Source organism: Devosia epidermidihirudinis (assembly GCF_000971295.1).
Classification (GTDB): domain Bacteria; phylum Pseudomonadota; class Alphaproteobacteria; order Rhizobiales; family Devosiaceae; genus Devosia; species Devosia epidermidihirudinis.
Map to the genome: position 1 here is coordinate 1 of NZ_LANJ01000047.1, position 23896 is coordinate 23896.

General features: G+C 60.3%; 19 protein-coding genes. 11 read left to right on the forward strand and 8 right to left on the reverse strand.

The window, feature by feature from the left end; all coding sequences use genetic code 11:
* Positions 1 to 592 precede the first annotated feature (592 nt).
* The 5 genes from WH87_RS17720 to WH87_RS17740 all read left to right on the forward strand — a co-directional run bounded on the left by WH87_RS17720 (position 593) and on the right by WH87_RS17740 (position 7537).
* Positions 593 to 988, forward strand: coding sequence for a hypothetical protein (locus tag WH87_RS17720; protein ID WP_052952338.1), 396 nt, complete (start codon positions 593 to 595; stop codon positions 986 to 988).
* Positions 988 to 3813 carry a response regulator gene (locus WH87_RS17725; RefSeq protein WP_046139680.1) on the forward strand — a complete coding sequence of 942 codons (2826 nt, stop codon included), beginning with the start codon at positions 988 to 990 and terminating at the stop codon, positions 3811 to 3813. The genes WH87_RS17720 and WH87_RS17725 overlap by 1 nt, the downstream gene beginning before the upstream one ends.
* Positions 3810 to 4769: a diguanylate cyclase gene (locus WH87_RS17730; protein ID WP_197410849.1), complete on the forward strand. Its 960-nt coding sequence runs from the start codon at positions 3810 to 3812 to the stop codon at positions 4767 to 4769. The genes WH87_RS17725 and WH87_RS17730 overlap by 4 nt, the downstream gene beginning before the upstream one ends.
* Before the next feature lie 128 nt (positions 4770 to 4897).
* Positions 4898 to 6952, forward strand: coding sequence for an EAL domain-containing protein (locus WH87_RS19190; RefSeq protein WP_197410850.1), 2055 nt, complete (start codon positions 4898 to 4900; stop codon positions 6950 to 6952).
* 90 nt (positions 6953 to 7042) lie between these two features.
* Positions 7043 to 7537 (forward strand): GAF domain-containing protein, encoded by a 495-nt coding sequence (locus tag WH87_RS17740; protein ID WP_046139899.1) that lies wholly within the window; start codon positions 7043 to 7045, stop codon positions 7535 to 7537.
* Between the two features lie 67 nt (positions 7538 to 7604).
* Here WH87_RS17740 and WH87_RS19195 read toward each other — a convergent pair whose 3' ends face one another.
* Positions 7605 to 9371 (reverse strand): OmpA family protein, encoded by a 1767-nt coding sequence (locus WH87_RS19195; protein WP_052726520.1) that lies wholly within the window; start codon positions 9369 to 9371, stop codon positions 7605 to 7607.
* 503 nt (positions 9372 to 9874) lie between these two features.
* On the opposite strand from WH87_RS19195, the gene WH87_RS17750 reads away from it, so the two are divergent.
* From WH87_RS17750 to WH87_RS17775, 6 genes are all read left to right on the forward strand, one after another.
* Positions 9875 to 10834 carry a LysR family transcriptional regulator gene (locus WH87_RS17750; RefSeq protein WP_046139679.1) on the forward strand — a complete coding sequence of 320 codons (960 nt, stop codon included), beginning with the start codon at positions 9875 to 9877 and terminating at the stop codon, positions 10832 to 10834.
* Between the two features lie 128 nt (positions 10835 to 10962).
* A complete protein-coding gene (locus WH87_RS17755) occupies positions 10963 to 11994 on the forward strand; it encodes an extracellular solute-binding protein (RefSeq protein ID WP_046139678.1) in 1032 nt (343 codons plus the stop codon).
* Between the two features lie 23 nt (positions 11995 to 12017).
* Positions 12018 to 12884, forward strand: coding sequence for an ABC transporter permease (locus tag WH87_RS17760; protein ID WP_046139677.1), 867 nt, complete (start codon positions 12018 to 12020; stop codon positions 12882 to 12884).
* Positions 12881 to 13672 (forward strand): ABC transporter permease, encoded by a 792-nt coding sequence (locus WH87_RS17765; protein ID WP_046139676.1) that lies wholly within the window; start codon positions 12881 to 12883, stop codon positions 13670 to 13672. The genes WH87_RS17760 and WH87_RS17765 overlap by 4 nt, the downstream gene beginning before the upstream one ends.
* Positions 13672 to 14769, forward strand: coding sequence for an ABC transporter ATP-binding protein (locus WH87_RS17770; RefSeq protein ID WP_052726519.1), 1098 nt, complete (start codon positions 13672 to 13674; stop codon positions 14767 to 14769). Before WH87_RS17765 ends, WH87_RS17770 begins: the two co-directional genes overlap by 1 nt.
* Before the next feature lie 14 nt (positions 14770 to 14783).
* Complete coding sequence (locus tag WH87_RS17775) at positions 14784 to 15542, forward strand: 5-formyltetrahydrofolate cyclo-ligase (RefSeq protein ID WP_046139896.1); 759 nt, start codon at positions 14784 to 14786, stop codon at positions 15540 to 15542.
* Between the two features lie 153 nt (positions 15543 to 15695).
* On the opposite strand, the gene WH87_RS17780 is transcribed toward WH87_RS17775, so the two are convergent.
* From WH87_RS17780 to WH87_RS17810, 7 genes are all read right to left on the reverse strand, one after another.
* Positions 15696 to 16664 (reverse strand): aldo/keto reductase, encoded by a 969-nt coding sequence (locus tag WH87_RS17780; RefSeq protein ID WP_046139675.1) that lies wholly within the window; start codon positions 16662 to 16664, stop codon positions 15696 to 15698.
* A 19-nt stretch (positions 16665 to 16683) separates the two neighbouring features.
* Positions 16684 to 18348, reverse strand: coding sequence for an MFS transporter (locus WH87_RS17785; protein WP_046139674.1), 1665 nt, complete (start codon positions 18346 to 18348; stop codon positions 16684 to 16686).
* A 68-nt stretch (positions 18349 to 18416) separates the two neighbouring features.
* Positions 18417 to 19304: a carbohydrate ABC transporter permease gene (locus WH87_RS17790; protein ID WP_046139673.1), complete on the reverse strand. Its 888-nt coding sequence runs from the start codon at positions 19302 to 19304 to the stop codon at positions 18417 to 18419.
* 17 nt (positions 19305 to 19321) lie between these two features.
* Positions 19322 to 20200: a carbohydrate ABC transporter permease gene (locus WH87_RS17795; protein WP_046139895.1), complete on the reverse strand. Its 879-nt coding sequence runs from the start codon at positions 20198 to 20200 to the stop codon at positions 19322 to 19324.
* Between the two features lie 101 nt (positions 20201 to 20301).
* On the reverse strand, positions 20302 to 21579 hold the full coding sequence (locus tag WH87_RS17800; protein ID WP_082092782.1) for an ABC transporter substrate-binding protein: 1278 nt from the start codon (positions 21577 to 21579) through the stop codon (positions 20302 to 20304).
* A 43-nt stretch (positions 21580 to 21622) separates the two neighbouring features.
* Positions 21623 to 22723, reverse strand: coding sequence for an ABC transporter ATP-binding protein (locus WH87_RS17805; RefSeq protein WP_046139894.1), 1101 nt, complete (start codon positions 22721 to 22723; stop codon positions 21623 to 21625).
* Positions 22724 to 22728: 5 nt separating this feature from the next.
* Complete coding sequence (locus tag WH87_RS17810; RefSeq protein WP_046139671.1) at positions 22729 to 23853, reverse strand: enolase C-terminal domain-like protein; 1125 nt, start codon at positions 23851 to 23853, stop codon at positions 22729 to 22731.
* Between the last annotated feature and the right edge of the window lie 43 nt (positions 23854 to 23896).

Consider the following 23896-nt stretch of genomic DNA (forward strand, 5'->3'; position numbering starts at 1 on the left):
TTTTCAGATCATTCAAACCAAAGCTCAAACAACCCGGAAACCGAAACCACTAAACTCAAAATTTCTTTTGTTTTCAGTGACTTGCTTCGTTGCCCGCCGCCGTCTGGCGCCGCGCTCTGAAGCGATGACCGGGTTCTAGGGCCACCCATCCATTCTGTAAAGCCCCCAAAGCGACAGAACTGTCATTTTGTGCAAAATCGTCCAGCGAGGCTGTGCGGAACCGATGAAAAAGCCCGGACTTCCGGGCTTTCGTCAGCCCAACATTTTTCCACGCGGTGCATCCAGGTCGGCCGGCGCGAACCTCGCCCTGACCGCACATATGGGATTGAGGGGATTATAGAAGGCTCGTCACTGGAATCGCTCTCTTCCTCTCTTCCTCTCTTCCTCTCTTCCTCTCTTCCTCTCTTCCTCTCTTCCTCTCTTCCTCTCTTCCTCTCTTCCTCTCTTCCTCTCTTCCTCTCTTCCTCTCTTCCTCTCTTCCTCTCTTCCTCTCTTGCTAAGTCCCCTCCTTCCCCGGTTCCCACAAAACTGCGCCCGGCCTTTAACGTGATTGCAATGGCGACTGCGTAGCTTGGGGATTGGGGGCTAAGGCATGACTTCTCATAGTGCAGATGGATCGGCATCACTGACGACGACGAAGGGTCGGCATGTCGGCGCATATGAGCGATTCAAGCTGGGTGAGTTTTTGCCCGCGCTGGCGCTTTTGCTGGTCGGCATGACCGCCCTCGTCATCGCCACCCTCTCTCCTTCTGGTGACAACGGCCAATATGCCGTCATCGCGCCGCCCTGGTCGCGCCTCGTCGACACCATCGCGCTGATTCAGAAAGCGGACGGCCGCATCGTCGATATGGGCGGGCCGCCCAATGTAATCATCGCTCACTCCACCAATCCGGACTTCGTACAGGCGCTTTATGGCGCCGGCGCGTGGCTGGTCATCGATCCAATGACGCTGCGCGGATGCGCTGGTCTAGTGCAGGAAACTCTCTGATGTCAGAACTCGACAAGCTCCGCGCCCAGTTTGGCCAGCTCCTGGTCTATCTATTCTGGGCGCATGTTCCGCTGCTGGCGCTCGTCGCCGTGCTTGTCGGCAAGTCGCCGATTGGCGCGGCGCTGGCGGGGGCGGCGCTGGCAGGGGCCTATCACCTGACATGGTGGCGCAGCGGCATTGCGCCCACGACGCGATATCTGTCCGCGGTTGCGTTAATGGGCGAGCCGGCGCTGCTGGTGTTTCTGCTGTCGGGCAATCCCTGGCAGATGGACATGCATATGTACTTCTTCGCCACCCTGGCCCTGACAATTGCCTGGTGCGATCGCCGCGTGGTGTTGATGGCCGCAGCGGCAATTGCCATTCACCACCTGCTGCTCAATCTGGTGCTGCCTTATGCCGTGTTCCCCGGCGGCGGCGATTTGGCGCGCGTTGTCCTGCACGCGACGATTGTCGTTTTCCAAACCGCCGTCCTGGTCTGGCTCAGCAGCATGCTGGTTTCCAGCTTTGATCGCATTGGGGTGATGCGCGACGAAATCATGGCCAAGAACGCAGCGCTGGAGGAGCGCACACGGGAGGCAGAAGCCGCCAACCGGGCCAAAAGCATGTTCCTCGCCAATATGAGCCATGAGATCCGCACCCCGATGAACGCCATTATCGGCTTTTGTCATATTGTGCTGCGCACCGAACTGACGCCCAAGCAGCATGATTATGTGTCAAAGATCAGCGGCGCCGGTGCCTCCCTGCTGCGCCTGATCAATGACATCCTTGATTTCTCCAAGAATGAAGCCGGCAAGCTCTCGCTGGAGCGACGCTCGTTTGATCTGCGCGCCGCGCTCGAGACGCAGATGCGTCTGGCGGCAGGCGAGGCCGACAAGAAAGGCGTGGCCTTGCACACGGTCATCAGCGATGCCGTGCCGACGACACTGGTGGGCGACGACCTGCGGTTCAATCAGGTTGTGCTCAACCTGGTCAGCAACGCCATCAAGTTCACCCAGAGCGGCTCGGTGACCCTTGCGGTCGATCTGCTCGGCCAGCCCACCGATCAGGTGACGCTGGAGGTTTCGGTGACCGATACCGGCATTGGCATGACCGAGGAACAACTGGCCGCCCTGTTTACCTCCTTTGCGCAGGCCGACAGCTCGACCACGCGCCGCTTTGGCGGCACGGGGCTGGGCCTGGCGATCAGCAAGCAGATCGTCGAACAGATGGGCGGCGCAATTCGCGTAGAGAGCATTCCCGGCGCGGGCAGCACCTTCACCTTTACCGTCGTCATGCAGATCGACGAAAGCGGGGCCGCGCTGCCGCTCGAACCCTCAAGGGATATCCAACAGCTGCGCGTCCTTGTGGCCGACGACAATCCAGCATCGCGGGAAATCCTGCGCGAGATTTTCGCGTCCTGGTCCATGAGCGTCGATCTTGTGGTGTCCGGTGCCGAAGTGCTGGGGGCACTGGACGCGGCCGGTCAGACAGGCATGCCCTATGACCTTGTGCTGCTGGACTGGAAAATGCCGGGGCTCGATGGCATCGAGACCGTCGAGGCAATGCGGGCAAACAAGCGCCTCGCCAAATTGCCGATCGTGCTGTTCGTCACGGCCTATGGGCATTCCGAATTCAAGGCAGAGGCGGAGCGCGCCGATGTTGCCGCCTTCCTCACCAAGCCGGTCGACCCCAAGACCCTGCTCGAAACCATAACCACGCTCTTTGCCAGCGATGACAAGGCCAGTGCGCGCCCTGTGCCGGCCATCGCGGCGATCCCCATGGTTGCCGAGCCCCTGCGCGGCCTCCACGTGCTGCTCGCCGAGGACAATGACATCAACCGCGAGATCGCCATCGCCCTGCTGACCGACGCGGGCCTGACTGTCGACATTGCCGAAAATGGACGGCTCGCCTGCGAGCGCATTGCGGCAGCGCCGATTCTCTATGACGCTGTGCTGATGGACGTGCAAATGCCGGAGATGGACGGCATCGAGGCAACGCGGCGCATCCGCGAGGCCTGGTCTGCACAGGACCTGCCGATCATCGCCATGACCGCTCATGCCTATGAGGTGGAGCGCCAGCGGTGCCTCGCGGCTGGCATGAACGACCACATCGCCAAGCCCGTTGACCCGACCGTGCTGGTGCAGACGCTCGATCGGTGGCTAAAGCCGCGGTTGGTCAAGGCCGCCATCACGCCGACTGCGGCTCCCGCGCCGAAGCCGCTTGACGATCTGCCCGATAGCCTGCCCCCGTTTGACATTGAGGCGGGTCTCAAGCGCGTCAACGGTAAGCGCGCCCTGCTGCGCAAGTTGATCACTGGGTTTGGCGAGCAGTTTGCGGACGTGGTGCCTACCTTGCGCCGCCAGATCGCCGAAGGCGCATTGAACGATGCGCGCCGCCTCGCCCACACCCTCAAGGGCGTGGCCTCCTCACTCGAGCTGGTCGCGGTCTCAAGAACCGCGGCAGATGTCGAGGCCGCCGTGGCCAATGAGGACCTGGACCTGATTAGCGGACAGCTGAACGCGCTGGAGCAGGCTCTGGCGCCCGCACTGGCGGCAGCAAAGCGCCTCGCTCCGCCGGAGATTGCCGCCGCCGTCCCCAAGAAGGGTGCCGCTGATGCCTTTACGGCTGTGCTGGAAAAAGACGAATTCCGGGCTTTGCTGAAGCGGCGTAGCCTTGGGGCGCGAGCTGGCTTTGAAAAGCTGGTCGCGGCCTCGGTTGTTATCGGCGACACCAGCCGCATGCAGGCCATCAAGGCGGCGCTCGACCGGCTGGATTATGATCGCGCTCTGCTGCTACTGGATGAAGCGGACGGTGTGGCAACACCACAGATGGAACCCAGCTCATGATCAAACGCTCAGTCATCCTGATCGTCGACGACGAAATCTCTAATATCGAGATCATGAACGCGACGCTCGAAGACACCTATGAAGTGTGTTTTGCCATGTCTGGCGAGCAGGCGATCGACGTCGCCCGCAAGGTGCTGCCCGACCTGATCCTGCTCGACGTGATGATGCCGGAAATGGACGGCTATGAAGTGTGCCAGACGCTCAAGAATGACCGGATGCTGGCCGACGTGCCGATCATTTTCACGACCGGGCTGAACGATCAGGAGGCCGAAGCGCGCGGCCTGTCGCTGGGCGCCATCGACTATATTACCAAACCCATCCAGCCCATCTCCCTGCGCGCGCGCGTGCGCAACCATATCGAGCTCAAGCTGCTGCGCGATCAGCTGGCCGAGCTGGCCGTGACCGACGCGTTGACTGGGCTCAGCAATCGTCGCCGCCTCAAGCAGACGCTCGATATCGAAACGGCGCGGTTGGCGCGGACGGGCGACTGGTTGTCGGTCATCATGCTCGATATCGACTTCTTCAAGGGCTTCAACGACACCTACGGTCACCCGGCGGGAGACCGTTGCCTGGTCCTGATCGCGGCTGCGCTCAAACGTGCGGTCAATCGCGCTTCCGATCTGGCAGCACGCTATGGCGGTGAAGAGTTTGCCTGTGTCCTGCCCGGTGCTGATGCCGAGACCGCGCGCAAAGTGGCCGAAGACATTCAGGTTCAGGTCCAGTCCCTCGCCATTCCCCATCGAGGCTCCACCGTCAGCTCCTATGTGACCGTCAGCGTCGGCATCACGACGGCGCGCTGCCTGCCCGGGCTGACTGCCGACCTGCTGATGTCCCACGCCGACCGCCAGCTTTACCTCAGCAAGACCGGCGGTCGAAACCGCATCGTAGGCGGCAATTTCACCGTCGGCGAGGCCTCTGAACCCGGCCATCTGGAAGAAGGGCACGCCGACGCATAGCGCGAACGGCCCCCTTTGCTCACGTTAACCGCATCGGCACGTTTACAGCGGCCGAGCGGCGTGAAGTTATTAATGTGATCGCGTTTATCAGCTAAATGCGCCCCACGAATCCGTTTGAGCCTGCCCTGATGCCGTTATCCGCCTATCGCGACCTGACCCTGATTTCCCATAGCGCTGCAGGTGTTCCCGCGCTCAAGGGACTGCAGGTGTGGCACGCCCGAGCCGATGGACAACCGCTGCCTGACCAGCTGGAGGACGGCGTGTCGCGCGTGTTCCAGGGCGGGCGCAACTGGCTGGCGGAATTTGTCCACGAAGGCGATCGAGCTCGGGTGACAGAACTCTGGCGCCAAGCTGTCGCAAACGGAACCGATTTCGAGGCGCGCTACCGTTACAGCCAGGATGGTGATGGCTACCGCTGGGTCCTGGGGCGGGGAAGCCCGCTCCGTGATGCGTCGGGCACCGTGTCCGCCTGGGTTGGCACAATTCTCGACATTGATGGACTAGCTGCGGCAGAGGCCTCGGTGGAGATTGCCGAACGGCAGCTCGCCCTTTTGCTGGACCAGGCCGATTACGGCACCTGGGAATACGACCTTGCCTCTGGACGGGTCCGCACCCGAATCGCCGGGAACCGCGACACGCAATCCCTGACTGAATCGGCATACTCGGCACTGCTCGCCGGCATGGATGACCAGGCAGCCACCGCCATGCAAAGCGTCGTCGCCGATATCCTGCATTCAACCGTGCCGACAAGCTTCTCCATGACCTTCCGATGGCAGGATCCCGACCGCCGTGAGGTTTGGTACGAAAGTAGCGGCACCTCGATTCTCGACAGTACCGGCAAGACGACTTTGCTGGCCGGCGTGTATCGGCAGGTCAATAGCGGCGTGCTCGAGCGCCCGTACCCCCACTTCAAGTTTGAGCGTCAGCCGCAAAACCGGATGGCGTCGTGGGAAAGCCTGGAACCCCTGCTCGCAGGCGCAGACGCTGCGGCGCTCGGGCTCATCGTTGCCAACGAAGTCCCTGAAGTGCTGGCAACGTTTGGTCTCGAGACGGTTGAGGGCCTGCTCGACCAGATGACGGCGCGCCTGCAGGGTGCCTGCCCCAACGGATTTCACCTCTGCCGCTGGGAGGCAGGTTTTGTCGTGGTGCAGCTGGGAGCCATCGAGCAGACGGGCATAACCAAGGTCACCGGATGCCTTCAGGACATCTTGCGCGCGCCCTACCGGATCGGCGGTCACGATGTCGCCCTGACCGTTCATGCCGGCACGGTGTCTGCCGCATCCCCCATCTCGGCGAGAAGCCTGCTGGTCTGCGCGGATCTGGCCGTGATTGAAGCGCGGCAGGAGAAAAGCGACTGTCCCATCGCGTTCGAGCCACGCATGCGCGAGGCGGTGCAGCGCAAGCACAATCTGCTGGCAGAGATCAGCCGGGCGACCTCCAGGAACGAATTTACACTCTTCTATCAGCCGCAGGTTCGCCTGAGCGACGGGCAGATCGTTGGTGTCGAAGCCTTGCTCCGTTGGCAACACCCGGAGCGCGGCCTGCTCACCCCCGCCGATTTCCTGGCGCCACTCAAACAAAGCAGTCTGGCCATTGAAGTTGGCAATTGGGTGCTCGGCACGGCGATCGCAGACGCCGCCAATCTGGCGCGCCAGTTCGGCGACATCCGAACTGCCGTCAATCTGTTCTCCAAACAGTTTCGCGCCAGCAATCTGGCCGAGGAGATCAGCCAGCACCTGACGGCGACCGGGCTGCCCCCGACGCTTCTGGAGCTGGAAATAACCGAACAGGTGATTCTCACCGGCGACGACGTCGCGCTCGGGCCGACCTTGAGCGCCATCCGTGCGCTGGGCTGCACGCTCTCCTTTGATGACTTCGGCACTGGCTATGCGTCCCTGTCGGCGCTCAAGCAATACCCGATCGACCGCCTGAAGATCGACCGCAGCTTTGTGCAGAGCTTTTCCGAGAACGCCCGCGACGACGCCATTGTGGACATGATCCTGTTGCTCGGCGAGAAGTTCGGTCTCTCCGTGATTGCCGAAGGCATCGAAGACGAGACACAGGCCCAGGCCCTTCGCGACAAGGGATGTACCGAGGCGCAAGGCTACCATTTTGGCCGCCCCATGCCGTTCGAGGACCTGGTCACCCACATGCGCAATCAGAGAGCGGCAGTGGCAGTCTAGTCCGCTGGTAAACCCATCACGCATGTGCGCGTTGGTGGAGCGGCGACTTTTTGATAAGACGTGGCTGTCCAAGCACTCTGGAAGACCGCCGTGTACCAATCAGCCGCTTTCGATCACACCACGCTCAGCAAATCCGAACTCTATGAAGATGTGCTCCTCAACCTCAGGGGCCTGCTGGACGGCGAAACCGACCGCATTGCCAATGCGGCAAACTTCGCGGCGCTGATTTTTGATCGCCTGCCCGACCTCAACTGGGCGGGATTCTACTTTTTGAACGCCAATGGCGACGAACTGGTCGTGGGCCCATTCCAGGGCAAACCCGCCTGTGTACGCATCGCGGTCGGCAAAGGCGTCTGTGGCAGCGCGGTGCAGGAAAAACGCACAATCGTCGTGCCCGACGTTCACGCTTTCCCCGGCCACATTGCCTGCGACACGGCATCCCGGTCGGAGATCGTTGTCCCCGTCTGGCGCGCAGGCGCCATTGTTGGCGTGCTCGACCTCGATAGTCCAACCCCTGGCCGTTTTGACGATGTGGACAGTGTTCACCTCGAAACGCTCGTCGAGGTATTTGCGCGCAGCTGGTAAGCGCCGCGACATGGCACCCAGCGAATTATAAGGAAGGCGACCGCTTGGTGGAGCGGCCGCCTTTTTGTTATCGGCTGGCGAAATAGGGTTGAACCAGCGGCGTGATGCGGCGGACCGTGACGCGGCGGTTTTGCGGCTCGGCATAGGGCGTGTTGATGCGCAGGTAGCGCTTGCCATAGCCCTGCGTCGCCAGATTTTCCGGCGGCACACCATAGAACCGCGTCAGGATACGGGCGACTGTGCTAGCCCGCTTGTCCGAGAGCAGCAAATTGGATTGATCCGACCCCACCGCGTCCGTATGCCCTTCGATCAGGAAGGTCTCTCCAGGATTCTCGTCCAGCAGCGTGTTGATCGCGTCTGCCAAGCGCTCAAGGCTGCGCACCTGATTGCGCGACAGCTCGGATGACCCCGAGGCGAAGCTGAGATCGGTGACCTCAAGGCGCCGCACGCTGTCGCGCAGGCGCGCGGAGCGCTTGACCTCGTCGATAGAATAGACGCGGCGGGCCGTTTCGACCGGTGGATGGCCAAGGAAAATCGCGATGGCATCCGCATTGGCATAGCGCCAATCCAGCACGTAATCGCCCAGCGAGATCGTCAGGCGCAGCGCCGGCAGATAGTAGCCGGGATCACCCCAATACTGCAGGTCGTCGTAATAGTCGGGGTCGAAATAGGCCAGCACATAGCTGCTGCCATCGGCATTGACGACGTAGCGCTCCAGAATGTTGCCATAGCGATCGCGCGTGGTGACAACAGTGCTGCCATCGGCGCGATAAACGCTCTCGCGAAACTGATTGGGGCCGATCTGGTCGAACCAGTAATGGTCATCCCCACCAAAAACCCGGTAGCGATCCTCGTTGTAGTTGTTGATGATCGTCTGGTTGTTCACCTGATAAATGTAGGTGTTCTCGACGGTGTTGATGATCGTGATGTTCTGCGGCGTCACCACCTCGGGTGCGGCGGCCAACACATTGGTTTCGGGTGGGGCGGCGGCGACAATTGCAGCGGCGGAGAGTGGCGAGGTAACTTGCGCGCTTTCGTCATCCTCAGGCATGACGGTGTCTTCGCCGTCAGCTTCCGTGGCATATTCGCCATCCTTGGCGCTATCGAGCAGAGGCGCGGCTTCGTCTTCCAACATGCCCTCCGCCAACGGTTCGCGGGCGTCCCAGAGGTTTTCCGGCGGCAAGTCTTCGAGTGGGTTGTTATCCTCGATCTCTTCGACATAGGGCTCGTCCTCGACGCTCTCATCGATCAGCCCGGTGCCGTCCACGTCTTCGGCGTCGATCGTGGCGTGATCGGTCGCGTCATCCTCGGGCTGAACCGCCAACTCCTCTTCGACCGCCTGCTCGTCCTCAACGACCTGTTGGTCGTCCGTCACAGCTTCGTCTTCGATGGCCGCGTCATCCTGCTCAACGGCCTCGTCTTCGATGACGTCGTCGGCAGCCTGCTCGTCGTCATAAATCTCTTCATCGTCGCCCGGCACAAGCACGGCTTCATCCTGCTCGTCCTGAGCCGGATCTTCGTAGAGCGGCTCCTCCTCTTCTGGAGCCTCGTAGACAGGCTCATCGTCATCAGGCGCTTGATAGTCTTCCTGCTCTGGCTCCTCGTAGAGGGGCTCCTCATAGGCCGGTTCTTCGTAGACCGGCTCTTCATACATAGGCTCTGCGTAAACCGGGTCTTCTTCCGCCGGTTCCTCATAGATTGGCGCGCCATAGCACTCATCAAGCGAGGTATAACCGGCTTCAATACATTCTTCTGTCAGATCTTCCTGGCCATAGCTGGGCGAACCAGCCAGCGATAACAGCAAGGCTGCAGTCAAGATGAGGCGCAAGTTCATGGGCAGTCCTTGAGACGACGCAGTGTCGGCGCCCCATTAGCCATTTGCGCGCAAAAAACACCACAAGAATCGCAAGTGTACGCTCTGCACTATTCTTCCGACCGGACCGGCCTCGCGTGGGTCATAAACCGCGGTATCCTTCAAATGAGACGGCTCTTCTCTCGTCCGAACGGCGTACAGCGACGACAACCGTGCCGCACGACCGGTCGGAGCACACTGAAACGCAATCGCGTGACATCCTGGGAGGCCCACAGAAACTAAGAGTTTCAGCGATAATTTGGCAGATAGACGCAAGTGCGAGGACGCCCGCTAATGTAGTGTCGATAGCATCCCATAGGGAAATCGGAATGTTGAATCCGAGGGGACGAAGGTTATTTCCACCATGCGGCAACGCGGAATGTTTCAATCGGAACCTGTCTGATAGACACTCCCAATCGGTTCCGTGGGCACAACCGCAACGCCCGGATTCGTGAGACCAGTAAGCGACAGGGGGTCGGGGAGTGATGATGAGTAACCGCTCCAATTTCTTCGGCCTAAGCCTGCGCGATTTGGACATACTGCGGAGCCTCTTGAGCGAACGCAGCGTTTCGAGGGTGGCTGCGCAACTCGGTCAGAGCCAGCCGTCGATCAGCGCCATACTGCGCCGGCTGCGCGACATCTTCGGTGATCCGCTTCTGGTGCGTTCAGGGCAGAAGATGGTTCTCACCGACAAGGGCATGCTGGTCTCGAACCAGATCGACGACCTCATGAATCGCTTCGGCGAGCTGCTGGAGTCGGACGAGACATTTGATCCAGCCACGTCCGAGCGGACTATCCGCATCGCCGCTGCGACATCCTTCGAGTTCTTTCTCGTGCCGCACCTTATCACCGAACTGAATCGAGTTGCGCCGCGGTGCAGGTTGGAACTCTTCGTGCCAACCCTGCAGAGCGGGGTCGAAACAGAACGCGAAACCGGCGGTCTCGACGCCATTGTCGGAAACTGGCCGGTGCCGCCACCTCATCTCAAACATATGCCGCTGGCGAGCGCCAAGCTGGCTTGCCTCGTCTGTGTGTCCCACCCGATCCCCGCGGGCACGCAACTGACGCTGGAGGACTATCTTCGGCTCAGCCACATCTCTCCGTCTTCACCAAAGGACCTCTCCATCAGCCCCATCGACGGCATGCTGGCGCGGCTGGGTCTTGAGCGACGCGTCGTCGTATCCGTCCCGGATTACGCCATCATCCCACAGCTGCTGCCGGGGACACATCATGCCTTCACCGTCGGCCAGCGCTACGCGGAACACGCCACTAAGAACGGCAAACTGAAAATGCTGCTGCTGCCCGAAGAGCTTGGCGTCATGGGCTTTTATCTGCTCTGGCACGAGCGGTCCCAATCCAGCCGCTATCATCGCTGGCTACGCGACACCATCCGACGCCTCGTCCGAGAGGCTGATGTTTTGGCAGTTCCCCTGCCCCAGTCATAAGCGCTGAGTTATGACCCATATACTGGATGGGCAACTTTTCCTGTCTGGGGACCCTGCCTAGTCTGATTCTGACGTGTCTCTGCGAGTGGACACGGGATCAGTGTTATGACCAGAAACAGCAGGGAATCATGAAACGCATCGCCTGTTACGCGGCCTTGACCGCAGTGAGCCTTATCCCGTGCCTGCCTGCCTTTGCGCAGGACTATTCAGGCCGTACTCTCGTCGTCGGCACCTGGGGCGGCGATATCGAACGCCTGCTCAAGGAACATGTTGCCGGCCCGCTGGAGGCCAAGACGGGCGCCAAAGTCGAGTTTCTTCTCGGCGGCAGCGGTGACCGTCTCTCCAAGATGGTGGCCGAGCGCAACAACCCGACCATGGATGTCACCTTCCAGAACATCTATGAGGCCCCTTCCGCTTTGAAGGAGGGACTCGTCGTTGCCCCTGACGCCGCCCTGGTTCCTGCGGCCGCCAACGTCTGGGCCGGCATGAACGATGGTTGCTATGCCATGAGCCTTGTTGGTCTTGGCATTGCGTACAGCAAGGCAGTGTTCCCAGAGGCGCCGGAATGGGCTGACCTGTGGAACCCGGACCTCAAGGGCAAAATGGCCTATGCGCCCTATCCGAGCTCGGAAGGGGACGGCATGCTTGCAGTGGCCGCCCGCATTGCTGGCGTGGATGAGTCTAACCCCGATGTCGCTTTTGCCAAGTTGGCTGAGCTGGGCGCACCCATGCTCACCTACAGCAGCCTCGATGAAGTCCTCACTCTCATGGATGCTGGCGAAATCGCGGCTGCGCCGATGATCTCGGGCTATGTGATTTCCAACCTCGAGAATTACGAAGGCATTGGCTTCGTATTCCCCAAAAATCCGGGGCCAGTACTCGTGCGTGACATGGTCTGCCAGGTTGCTAATAGCCCAGAGCCCGAACTCGCCCAGATGTTCATCGATCTGGCGCTCGGCGTTGAAACCCAGACTGCCTATGCCCAGCAGCTGAACTTCGGCCCGACCAATTCCAAGGTCGTTCTGTCCGATGAAGAAGCCGCCCGTGTGATCAACACGCCTGAAGAAGTCGACAGCCTGCTCCAGCTCGATTGGGACTATGTCATTGCTCAGCGCTCTGACTGGACCGACCGCTGGAACAAGGAAATCCTCGGCCAGTAACCGCCTCGATTCAGGACCCTCCATTGAACCAGACACCGGACATCACCCCGACCACCACGACGCTTCTCATCGCGCCGGCGGCAGTCTTGATGTTCGGTGTTTTTGTGTTGCCATTCCTATTTCTGGTGGTGCTGAGCTTTTGGAGCCAGGTGCCGGGTTCGTTGAGCCTCGACACCAGCCTCACCCTTGCCAATTACGTCCGCATCTTCACAGATAGCTACTATCTCGGCGGATTGTGGACGACACTCTGGCTGAGCGGCTTTGTCACCCTCATCTGCCTCCTTCTTGCCCTGCCGCTGGCGCGCTGGATTGTCCTGCATGCGGGTCGCGCCAAGGGCCTGCTCATTGGCATTTCCATCCTACCGCTGATCTGCGGCGCCCTGCTGCCTACCCTTGGCCTCGTCAATCTTCTGAGCCCGCTGGGGTTCATTAATGGCGCGCTCAAATCCATGGGCGTCATACAGTCGAGCCTGCCGCTGCTCGGCAATATCACGGGCGTCACCATCGGCCTCGTTCAGGCCTTCCTGCCGCTGATGGTGCTCCCGCTCATCAACACGATCGAACGCATTCCGCGTGACTATGAAAAGGCCGCCATGTCGCTAGGCGCTTCGCCACTAGTCGTCTGGCGGCGCGTGCTGTTGCCACTGATGCTTCCGGGCATCGTGGCCGGCAGTCTCCTCGTTTTCTGCGCTGCGCTGACAGCCTTCGTCACGCCACAGATTCTTGGCCAAGGCAAGGTCGTTACTTTTGCTTCCCTTGCCTATCAGCAGGCCGCCATGGTGCTGGACTGGCCCTTCGCCTCCGCACTCGGCATTGTCATGCTGTTATTTCTCGCCCTCGCCGGTCTCGTTGGCGCGCTGATCTCTCGTCGACTTGCGAGGGGTTCATGACGTCGCGCTTCAGCAAGGGGCTGATGCTGGCAGGCGTTATCGCGATCCTGCTCTTCCTGCTTGCACCAATCCTTGTGTTGATCTTCTCGGCCTTCGATGGCGGTAATGTCTTCCGATTCCCGCCGCGCTCATACTCGCTGCGCTGGTTTGAGGAAGCGCTCACGCACACGGAATACCGCAGTAGCCTGTGGGTCAGCACGGTGTTGGGCATCATTTCGACCGCCATTGCCGTCGGGCTGTCCAGCCTTGCCGCCTTCGGCCTTGTGCGTGGTAAGCCTTCCTACCGCCTTGGGCTGGAAGTCTTGCTGCTGGCGCCGCTCACCCTGCCACTCGTCGTCTGGGCGATCGCGCTCTTGTCGATCTATGCCCAACTGGGCATTAACGGCACCCTGCCCGGCCTGATCCTAGCCCATGTCACCATCACCATGCCGTTTGCGGCGCGGATCATGATTGCCACCTTTGATGAGATCGACCCCAGGCTTGAGGCCGCAGCCAAGAGCCTTGGCGCCTCTCCCTGGCATGTCGTGCGCCGTATCACGCTGCCCCTCGCCATGCCGGGGCTGATGTCCAGCACGGCCATCGCCTTCCTCGTCTCCTTCAACGACGTGGTGGTAACCACACTGATCGCTGGAGCGGGATGGATCACCTTCCCCGTCCGCACCTTCTCGCGGCTCCGCACCGAGGGTATTGACCCGACAACCATCGCCATAGCCGCGATGATCGTCGCTTTCACAATCGTGGTGATCGTCCTCGGACAGCGCCTTTTCCAGCTATCAAGGCGGTTCTGATGACCGGATCTCCCTACCTTCGCATCCGCTCGATCAAGAAGAGCTACAAGGGTGCGGTCGCGCTGCATGACATCGACCTCGACGTCGAGCAGGGCGCCTTCGTCTCCCTGCTTGGTCCGAGCGGTTGCGGTAAGTCGACCCTGCTGCAGATCCTGGCCGGCCTGCTTGAGGCCGATGGCGGCGACGTCCAGCTTGGCGGCGAAGACATAACCAATCTGCCACCCTGGCGACGCAATATTGGTCTGGTCTTCCAGAACTACGCGCTTTTTCCGCACCTCAGCATTCGCCAGAACGTCCGCTTCGGCCTCGACATGCTGGGTATGGACCGCACCGAGGCAGAGAAGCGCGTCGACGAGTCCCTTGCCATGGTCGGCCTCGATCCCGCGCTGAGCCGCAAGCCCGGCGAGCTTTCGGGCGGCCAGCAGCAGCGCGTTGCCATCGCCCGGGCCATCGCCATCCGGCCGCGGCTGCTTCTCCTCGATGAGCCCCTGTCCAATCTCGATGCAGTGCTCCGCCACAAGGTGCGCCTTGAGCTGCGCGAGCTGCATGACCGGACCGGCATCACCACGATCATGGTCACTCACGATCAGGCCGAGGCCCTCGCCACCTCAGACCGGATTGCCGTCATGAACGGCGGCCGCATCCTGCAGTACGAGGCCCCCGAGGCCCTGTATCGCGCCCCCGCCACCGCCTTTATCGCCGGCTTTGTCGGCAGCCCGCCCGCCAATCTGGTGCCGCTGAGCGCCCTGGACAACAATAGCTGGACCCTCGCCAATGGTCAGGTGTGGAAGCCCATTGCCAGCCTCGCGCCAAGGGCTGCTGGTGTTCGCGCCGGCGCCGCCTGCATCATGGCGCTGCGCCCCGAAGCCCTCGCCGTGGGCGTTTCCGGCGAGGGTGGTCTCCCCGGCCGCGTCGTCGCCATCGAGTTCATCGGTGGCGATCGTCTCGTCCATGTGGAAACCGGCGGCACCCAGCTCACCGTGCGCGTGTCCGCCGAACAGGCAATGGCCGGTCCCGACATTCTGCTTTTCCCGCCGCAGGAGACCCCTCTTCTGTTCGACGCGAACAGCGGTAAGCGGCTCAAAGCCGACTTCTAACGATGGAGATTGTGATGACCGATCGTGGTCGCTGGGCGGGCCGCAACCCTGCCAAAGACGAGTTGCGCAATGCCATCTGGGACCAACTCGTGGCGGACGGGGTCGCCATTGGCCCCACACGCAGCCATATCCCCAACTTCACGGGTGCGGACAAGGCCGCCTGGCACATGACCCAGATACCCGCCTGGAAGACGGCGAAGGCAGTCAAGGTCAATCCCGATTCCGCTCAGTACTCGCTGCGCCTGCGCGCCCTCTATGAGGGCAAGACCCTGTACTGCCCGGTCCCGGAGTTGGTGCAGAGCGCCCCCTATGTCCGCATCGATCCAGCCGTGCTCCAGGAAAAGGGCATCACCTTCGAGCTCGCCGCCAGCCATCAGGGCTACATGCACCATGGCGAGCGCATCGAATTCACCGACATCCCGGAACTCGACTTCTGCGTATTTGGCACGGTAGCCACGACCCGCCAGGGTGCAAGGACCGGCAAGGGCGGCGGCTTTGCTGATCTAGAAGCAGGTGTCCTCAATGAACTCGGTCGCATCCGACCCGACACCCCCCTTGTCACCAGCGTCCACTCCACCCAGGTCGTACCCGACGGCGATATCGTCATGATGAATTTCGACTGCTGGATGGACTATGTGGCGACCGAGGGCGAACTGATCACCACTGGCAGCACCCATCCCCGCCCGCGGGGAATTTCCTGGGAGCATGTCCAGCCCGACCAGTTCGACTCCATTCCCTTCCTGCGCCAACTGCAGCCAAAATCAAAGTTGTAACCAACGGGGGCCAGACGCCAGCCTCGGCGCTGTCTGATCATGCGAGGACACCAAAACGATACGCTTAGCCCCCCGGGCCGCCGCCCTTGGTGGCCCGGGGGCTGGCTCGAAACTCTCAATAGCCGCTGAGTCGGTCCGGAGCCGCTTGCACTGTTAGTGTAGCAATTCCTCGTCTACGAGCGCTTCCCAGAGGCCGCTAGGGATCTCGCTGCCATACCACGCAACGATCTGGTCCAGCTCCGTCGGCGAGCGCGGACCAGGCAAAATGCAGGTGACGGCAGGGTGGTTCAGGGGGAACTGCAAGGCCGCCGCCGGCAGCGGCACATCAAACCTGGCGCAGATATCGCTGAGGGCTCTCACGCGGGTACGAACATCGTCCGGTGCGCGCATGTAATTGAAGGTGTCCCCACCGGCCAGGATGCCCGAGTTGAAGGGGCCACCGATGACCACCGACGTGCCGCGCAGCGCGCATTGATCGAGCACTGGGGCGCCGCCCTGCTCAAGCAGGGTATAGCGCCCGGCAAGCAAGAAGACGTCCCAATCGCCCATGTTGAGCGCGTCGGACAGGACCTGCGCCTCATTGACTCCAAGCCCTATCGCCTGAACCGTCTTGCTCTCGCGGAGTTCGCGCAGGGCCCTGTAGCCACCCTGCTCAAGTTGGTTCCAATAGTGAGCGTTCTGCTCAGCGCCGTGGGTCATCTCCCCGATGTCGTGGACATAGAGAATGTCCACACGGTTCATACCCAAACGCTGCAGACTATCTTCGAACGACCGCATGATCCCGTCGTAGGAGTAGTCGTATTCCTGATCAAAAGGCAGAGGATCGACCCAACCGATGTTTCGCTGCCCATGAAATGGTCGAAGTAGCCGCCCCACCTTGGTCGACACAATCGCGCTGGGATGGTCCCGCAGCACATCACCAGACAGATGTTCGGAGCGCCCGAAGCCATATTGGGGCGCCGTGTCGAAGTAGTTTATGCCAAGCTCCAATGCGTGCCGAACCGTGGCACGCCCCTGTTCGGACGGCACGCCCGAACCAATCCCCGCCAGCGAAGCGCAGCCAAGCCCCAGAGTGGTGATCTCAAGTTCAGTCATGCCGATCCGGCGCTTATTCAAAACCATTGTTCTTCCGATCCGAAGACTAGAGTGTTCCAAGACCATCCGGCGAACCAATGAAGTGGTTCCTATTCCGGCTCGTGCGATGTTCGATGCGACGGTGGACGAGCGGCGGCTCAGCCCCTGCGTGCAGCGATAGAAGTCGTTCTGAAACTGGAGCGTCTGCCTGCGTGACGCGCTGGCTGTGCCGGACGTATTCCGTCCAAGTGGCGCAATGAAACCGTTCAACCCAGATATTGCTGTCGGACAGGTCACGTTGTAGCGACCAACCACGCGCGCCGTCCCGGCGCCGGATGCGGCGGCGCTCGACCATGATGCGCAGGAATTCGCCGTGAGATTCCGGGCGGATAATGAACGTCACCTCGACAATAACCGGCCCAGATCTTGGATCGATACCAGTCGTGAGGCTGGGTTCACGCCAACGATTGAGTGGATCCAGGTTCGACACGTTTCGAGGTGGGAGGGGAATTAGGAAACCTGCGAGGGCGCCCACGATCAACAGGGCCGATGCGCCGCCAAAGGCAAACTGGAGGCCGAACTGATGGGCAATAGTGCCCCAGATCCAACTCCCGATGGCAAGGCCACCAAAACTTGCGGTCTGATAGACCGAGAGAGCGCGCCCAACCACCCAGCGCGGCGCCGCAACCTGAATGCTGACGTTAAAGAGTGAAAGAGCGATAACCCAGCAGCCACCAGCGCAGATCGCGGCAAGCGCCGTGACCCAGACGCTGGTCGTCAGCGGCAAAGTCCACGCCGCCCCAGCGAACACGAGGAAAGCCAGCTTGACCACGGACTCGTCGCTCATCCAGCGCTGCAGCTTTCCCATCGCGAACCCGCCCAGGACGGCACCAACTCCGAATGCACCGAGCAGCAGGCCATAAAGAGCCGCGTCACCTGCCAGCCTGTCGGAGGCCACAAAAGGCAACAGGGCCAGAACAACGACAGACCCCAGACCGAAAATGAAGGCGCGCAGCAAGACGCGCCGCATATCAGGCGACAGAAAGACGTAGCGCAGCCCCGAAATGACCGCGGATCCCATAGCTTCCCGAGGCAAGTCGTCCTTTGCGTAGCTCGGGCGCCAGCGCATCAAAGCCACGATCATCGCTGAGTAGCAGAGGGCATTTGCAGCAAAGGCTGCAGCGGCACCCAACATGGCAACGACCGCTCCCCCTATTGCCGGTCCAAGGCTCCGCGAGATGTTTGCGCCGATACCATTCAGGGTGATTGCAGCGGAAAGCTCCCTACGGGCGACGAGGTCGCCCATGGAGGCCTGCCAGGAGGGCATATTGATGGCATTGCCGCAGCCCAGCAGAAACGTCATGGACAAAAGCACCCACGGCGTTACCACGCCGAGATAGGTCGCCGTGACCATCGTGATCGACACAACAACCATGAACCACTGTGCCGCCAACATGACGTGCTTGCGGTTGTAACCATCGGCAATCGCGCCGCCGGCCAGTGCGAGCAGCATCATTGGCAGGGACGTGCTGGCTTGCACCAGGGCGATCATGTCGGCCGAGCCGGTCAGCGATGTCATCAGCCAGGCGGCGCCGACGCCCTGAATGAGCGTGCCGAAATTGGCGACAAGGCTGGACGCCCACAACACCCGAAAGGTCTGATTGCCTAACGGGACAAGTGGCGACACGAGATCGGTCGCCCGCGCTGCAGGGGCGGAGTTTAAGGTCGTCATAGATTGTATCTCGTGGAACGAGCGAAGCTCGTGACAGGGGCGGGAGGGCGCACCCTCCCGCGGGTTCGCTAACCCTTTTCGGCACCAGCAAGGGTACCCGATCGCACGAACCGCTGCGAAATGAGGAAGATCAGCATCACAGGCAGGGTGATGAAGATCGACGCCATGATCGCTTCGGGCAGCTTGATCGGAATTGTATTCCCGGCCATCCCGGAATTCAGGGCTCCAGAACTCGAAATGAGCGACGTCAACCCCACAGGCAGACTGTAGAGGCGGTCGTCGGACAACAGCACCAGGGCCAGGAAATAGTTCGACCAATTGGCGAGAAAGCTGAAGAACGCAATCAGCGCGACGATCGGTTTGGCCAGAGGAAGAGCGATATGGAAGAACAGTCCGATCCTGCTGCAGCCGTCAATTTGAGCGGATTCCAAAATCGCCCGCGGCATTGAGGTCGCGTAGTAGATATAGGCCAGATAGACGCCGAACGGGAAAAAGCCCGTTGCCAGGATCAGGCCCAGATAGCTGTTGTTCAATCCAATCAGGTTCATTTCCAGGAAAATCGGCAACACCATCGCGGAGCTTGGCGTAATCATGGCGATCAGCGTCAGCACCAGGATCAGTTTGCGTCCGGGAAAATTGTAAACACCAAGCACATAGCCGGCAGGGATTGCCGCCACGAGCGACAGCCCCACACCGCCCACCGAATAGATGACCGAGTTCCACACCCAACTCATGAGCTTGAAATCATTATAGCTGGAGATGTTGGTCCATGTCTGAAGGAAGGTCGACAAGGAGCCCAGCGCAAAGGGCGACTCGGTCAGCAAGGACTGCTGCGACCGCGTAGAAGCGATTCCCAGCCACAGTAGCGGTATTCCATAGAAGCAGACAAAGAAGGCCAGGCAGGCATAGATCACGAATTGGCCGGGCTTCAGGCGTGATAGTTTTGCAGTGTTCATGGACATGAAAACCCCGCTCAGTTCGTGTGGTAAAATTTGGTGCAGAAGATCAGCAGCAAGGCGATTGTAATGGAGATCGCTAGGACAACCGTGGACAGAGCAGCCGATACGCCGAAGTCACCCACCGCAAAGGCGTATTGATAGGCGAGCTGATTAATCGACCAATCGGGCTGGGCAGCAGATGGCCCGACGAGAGACATCAATTGCGGCTCAACGAAAATCTGCAGGCCCGAAGCCACGGCCAGGATGCCCATCAGCACAATCGTCCGCCACAACATGGGGACCTTGATACGGGTGGCCAGTTGCCAGCGATTGGCGCCATCGATGCGCGCGGCCTCGATAACCTCTCCCGGCAAGCCCGCGACGGCGCCACTCAACACGACAATCCACCCGCCCGAGTGCGCGAAGAACGCCATGACCGCAAAGACGCCGGCAAAACCAACACCGGATAGCACGTTGATGCGATTTTCCCACCCAAAGAGATGGTACAGGCCCTGAAACGGACTGACTGTCGGATCGAGAAGAAACAGCCACAGTACGACGACGGCTGATGACGTCACGGCACCCGGCAAAAAGAACACCGTGCGCAGGACATTGGCGGCACGTTTGTTAATCGCATCCAGCATCAGCGTCACGACGGTGACGCCAACGATCGTCAGCAGCACCCAGATAACGACATACCCTCCAACATTTCTGGCGGCGCGCGGAACGCGGAAATCCTGAATTGCTGAGGCGTAGTTATTGAGGCCGTAGAAGCCCCCTTCGATAGCGTCGGTAAAGCTGAGCCCCAACGCGTAGCAAACCGGGAACACGCCAAACATCAAAAGCAGAACAAGATACGGCGCAATGAAAAGGTAGGACGCGAAGATCTCACGGCGCCTATGCGCCCTTTTCATCTTATCGCGGTCCAGCAAGACGGGCTGAGACATCATCTGTTTCCGGAGGTATCGCTGAGGATAGGGTCGGCCAGACGGCCGACCCGGTCACTTACAGAGGTCTATTCGACCGTATAGCCGTTGAGCTGCGCCTGATTGATCAGCTCTTGCTGGATGCCTGGGAGAGCGTCCACCAGTTTGCCACCGCTCAACAGGATCGGCGTAAACGTCTTGCTGATTGCCTGGTCCACGCTAATGCGCAGGCTGGAATAGCCGGGATGCGCGTAACCCGCCGACTCCACAAGGGTGCCAAATGGGTCTTCGTTTGCGTAATACCCGCTTTCATTGATGCCCTTGCCCCATGCTTGTGATGCGGGCTCGTACGCGGCCATGGTCACGGCAGCAGCGGCATTCTCATTGCTGGTGTCGAGCCAGAGCAGCATATCCAACGCAGCGTCGCGAACCTGCGTATCCTTCCAGATGCCCCAGGCGCCGCCACCCATGCTCCAGGTCATCGGCTCGGTCTGGTCAGCCCATTTTGGCGGAATGGCAATGCCGGTCTGCTTGGGTGCGAAGGCGTAACTGGCCTTGACCACGAATTCGCCATACCAGGTTGGCGCAACCAGCATGACCAGCTTGTTGGCCTGCGCCTTCTGCACAAATGCAGGGGATGGCGGCTCCTCGGGGATCAGTGTCCCGTTGGCAATCATGTTGTCGATCATGCGGGCCGGGCGCAGACACTGCTCGGTGCTCAGGTCGATCTTGAGCGTGTCTTCTTTGCCGTCGACGGGCACAGCCATGTCGCACCCGGCTGACATCATCATGACCCAGAGGGTATATGGATAGCTGCTAGAGCCCATGACATAGCCCTGGTTAAGGGCTGCAACGTCTGCGCTTAGCTGCTCAAATTCTTCCCAGGTGGCAGGGACGGTCTTGCCCAAGTCCTGCAGCAGCGGTGCGTTATACCAGATGACATTTGGCGTGATGTCGTTGCGCAGGCAGACAAGCTTGCCGTTGATCGTGCAGGGACGGTTGGCGTTGTTGTAGAAGTTGTCCTTGGTCGCCTGAGGGATGAGGTCGCTGATGTCCATCAGATAGTTGGACAGACGGGTCGACAGGCGGGAGGCGAAATTGGAGTCTGCCATCCAGATGAGATCTGGAATAGCCCCTTTGGCCCGCATCAAAACCTGCAGCTTCGACACAACCTCTTCCGGAGCAACCGTCTGGACGTCGATAGTGACCTCTGGATGAAGCGCCTTGTAAGCCTCGATCTGCGACTGTCGAACAACGTCAGTCCAAACGGTCAAACGATCTTGCGCCATTGCAGCGGTTGCCGACAATACAATGGCAGCTCCCGCCAATAAGCCAAGGCCGAGCCCGGCTAGCTTTCGATTCAACATCAATCATTCCCCTCCTCATTGCGGACGTTGCCGCTGGTGCAGATTAGTTTCCGACGCGCAGAGCTTCTCCGGCGCCGTCGAAATAGTGACAGCGGGCTGGGTCGATCCCGAGCAGGGCGGTGTCGCCCACTCCAAGGTCCGTTGTTCCCGCGATTTGTGCGGTGACTGGCTCGCTCTGACCAACGTCAAAATAGGCGTAGTTGACGTTGCCCAGCCGTTCGACGCCAACTACTTTGCCTTCAATGACCACGCCGCCCGCGGCGTCCGAGCGATCAGCAAGCACAACGACGGCCTCCGGGCGCACCCCAAGGGTTATGCTTTCCCCCATAGCCCGGTTGGCCAGCGCGGCGTCCAGCGTGGCATCAGCGAGCTTGAGCGTGCTGCTTGTCGCGTCCGAACGCGACACCTGTGCCGGAAAGAAGTTCATGTTCGGCGAACCGATAAAACTCGCGACAAACTTGTTTCGCGGCCGCTGGTAAAGCTCCATCGGCTTGCCGATCTGCTGAATTTCGCAGTTGTTCAGCACGACAATACGGTCAGCTAGCGTCATGGCCTCCACCTGGTCATGAGTGACGTAAATCATCGTGGCGCCGAGCTCGGCGTGTAGGCGTCCGATCTCAAGACGCATCTGGACACGCAAAGCGGCGTCCAGGTTCGATAATGGCTCGTCAAACAGGAACACCCGTGGATTGCGGACAATCGCGCGCCCAATGGCAACGCGCTGGCGTTGGCCGCCCGACAGTTGCCCGGGGGAACGCTGCAGCAGCTCTTCAAGTCGGAGAATCCGCGCAGCTTCATTCACACGCTTTTCAATCTCGGACTTGCTGTGGCGCGACAGTTTCAGATTGAAGGCGATATTGTCGTAGACGTTCATATGCGGATAGAGCGCATAGGATTGGAACACCATCGCGATGCCACGATCCGATGGTTCGGCGAAGGTCACATCCTTGCCGTCAATCAAGATTTCGCCATCAGTTACGCTCTCAAGCCCAGCAACCATACGCAGCAAGGTTGACTTCCCCGACCCTGACGGTCCGACAAAGGCGATGAACTCACCCTCGTCGATGGAAAGGCTCACCTGCTTGATGACTTCAACGTCACCGTAGGTCTTTCGAACATTCCGCAGCTGAACTGCCTGTTTCACTTCTTTCAATCCTGTCGCTCCCCAATCTCGACACGCTTCAGCGCGACCCGATCCAGGTCATCCCAATCATGCTCAAATCCGAGCCCGGGTTTGTCGCTGACCTCCAAATAGCCGTCTTGAATCGACAGTGGGCCCAACTTGTCGAGGCCCCGTATCTGCTCTTCATTGATGACAATCTGCTCGTAGAAATCATTGTTGCGAATGGCAGCACACAGCTGGGCATTGGCATGACCCATCCCATGCACCTGCGCCCTGATCCCAAAAGAGTCACAGAGCTGAGCAATCTTCATCGAGCCGGTGAAGCCGCCCTTGTAGTGGGCACTGATGCGCGCCATCGTCAGCGCGCCAGCTTCGATCCAACTCGCAGCATTCCAGTGGACACCATCGGAAGTTTCAGCCGCGAGCACGGGAATACTCAGTTTCTCGCAGAGACGCGCGTAGGACCCGAGATGGAACTCCCGCATCGGCTCCTCATACCAAAGGTAGCCCAGATCCTGGATAGCGCGACCGAACTCCAATGCGTCGACATAGTCCCATCCAGCGGACCCATCGAACATGAGAGACACATCTGGCCCGACCCACTCACGCAGCTTGGTAGACAGCTCGATGTCGCGCTTCACATCGCCCCAGGCGTGCAGCTTGAACGCGCGGAAACCTAGGTCGCGGCAAAGCTTGATGTGGCGCTCATACTCGTCCAGCGTTGACCACGTTACAGTCGATGCATAAGCCGGAATGCGTCGTTCATTGCCGCCAAGAAGCTGATAGATGGGCAAATTTGCCGCCTGAGACTTGATGCCCCAGCACAATTGATCGAGCAGACCGAGCAGCGAAATCTGGAACTCTTCAATACGGTCCACCTCCCAGATTAGATGCCACATGCGCTCCGTGAGCAGAGGGTCTTCGCCAATGAAGTGGTGGTATCGGCGACTTACAATATCGAAGGCCGCGGCCCCGTTCCCGACCTCGATCGTGGCACGCAGACCAGTATCGGTCTCGAGCCCGATAACAGCCTGAACTTGCCCACGCCCCTTCGCCAGGCCGCCATGAGAACCGGCCAGCCCCTTTCGCCAGGCGAATTTGGGGCCAGCGGGAGCCTCCAGCAACCAGCATGCAAACCGTTCAATGCGCATCCCGAGGCATCCTTGCTGAGTTATCACAAGGCGATATTGAAAT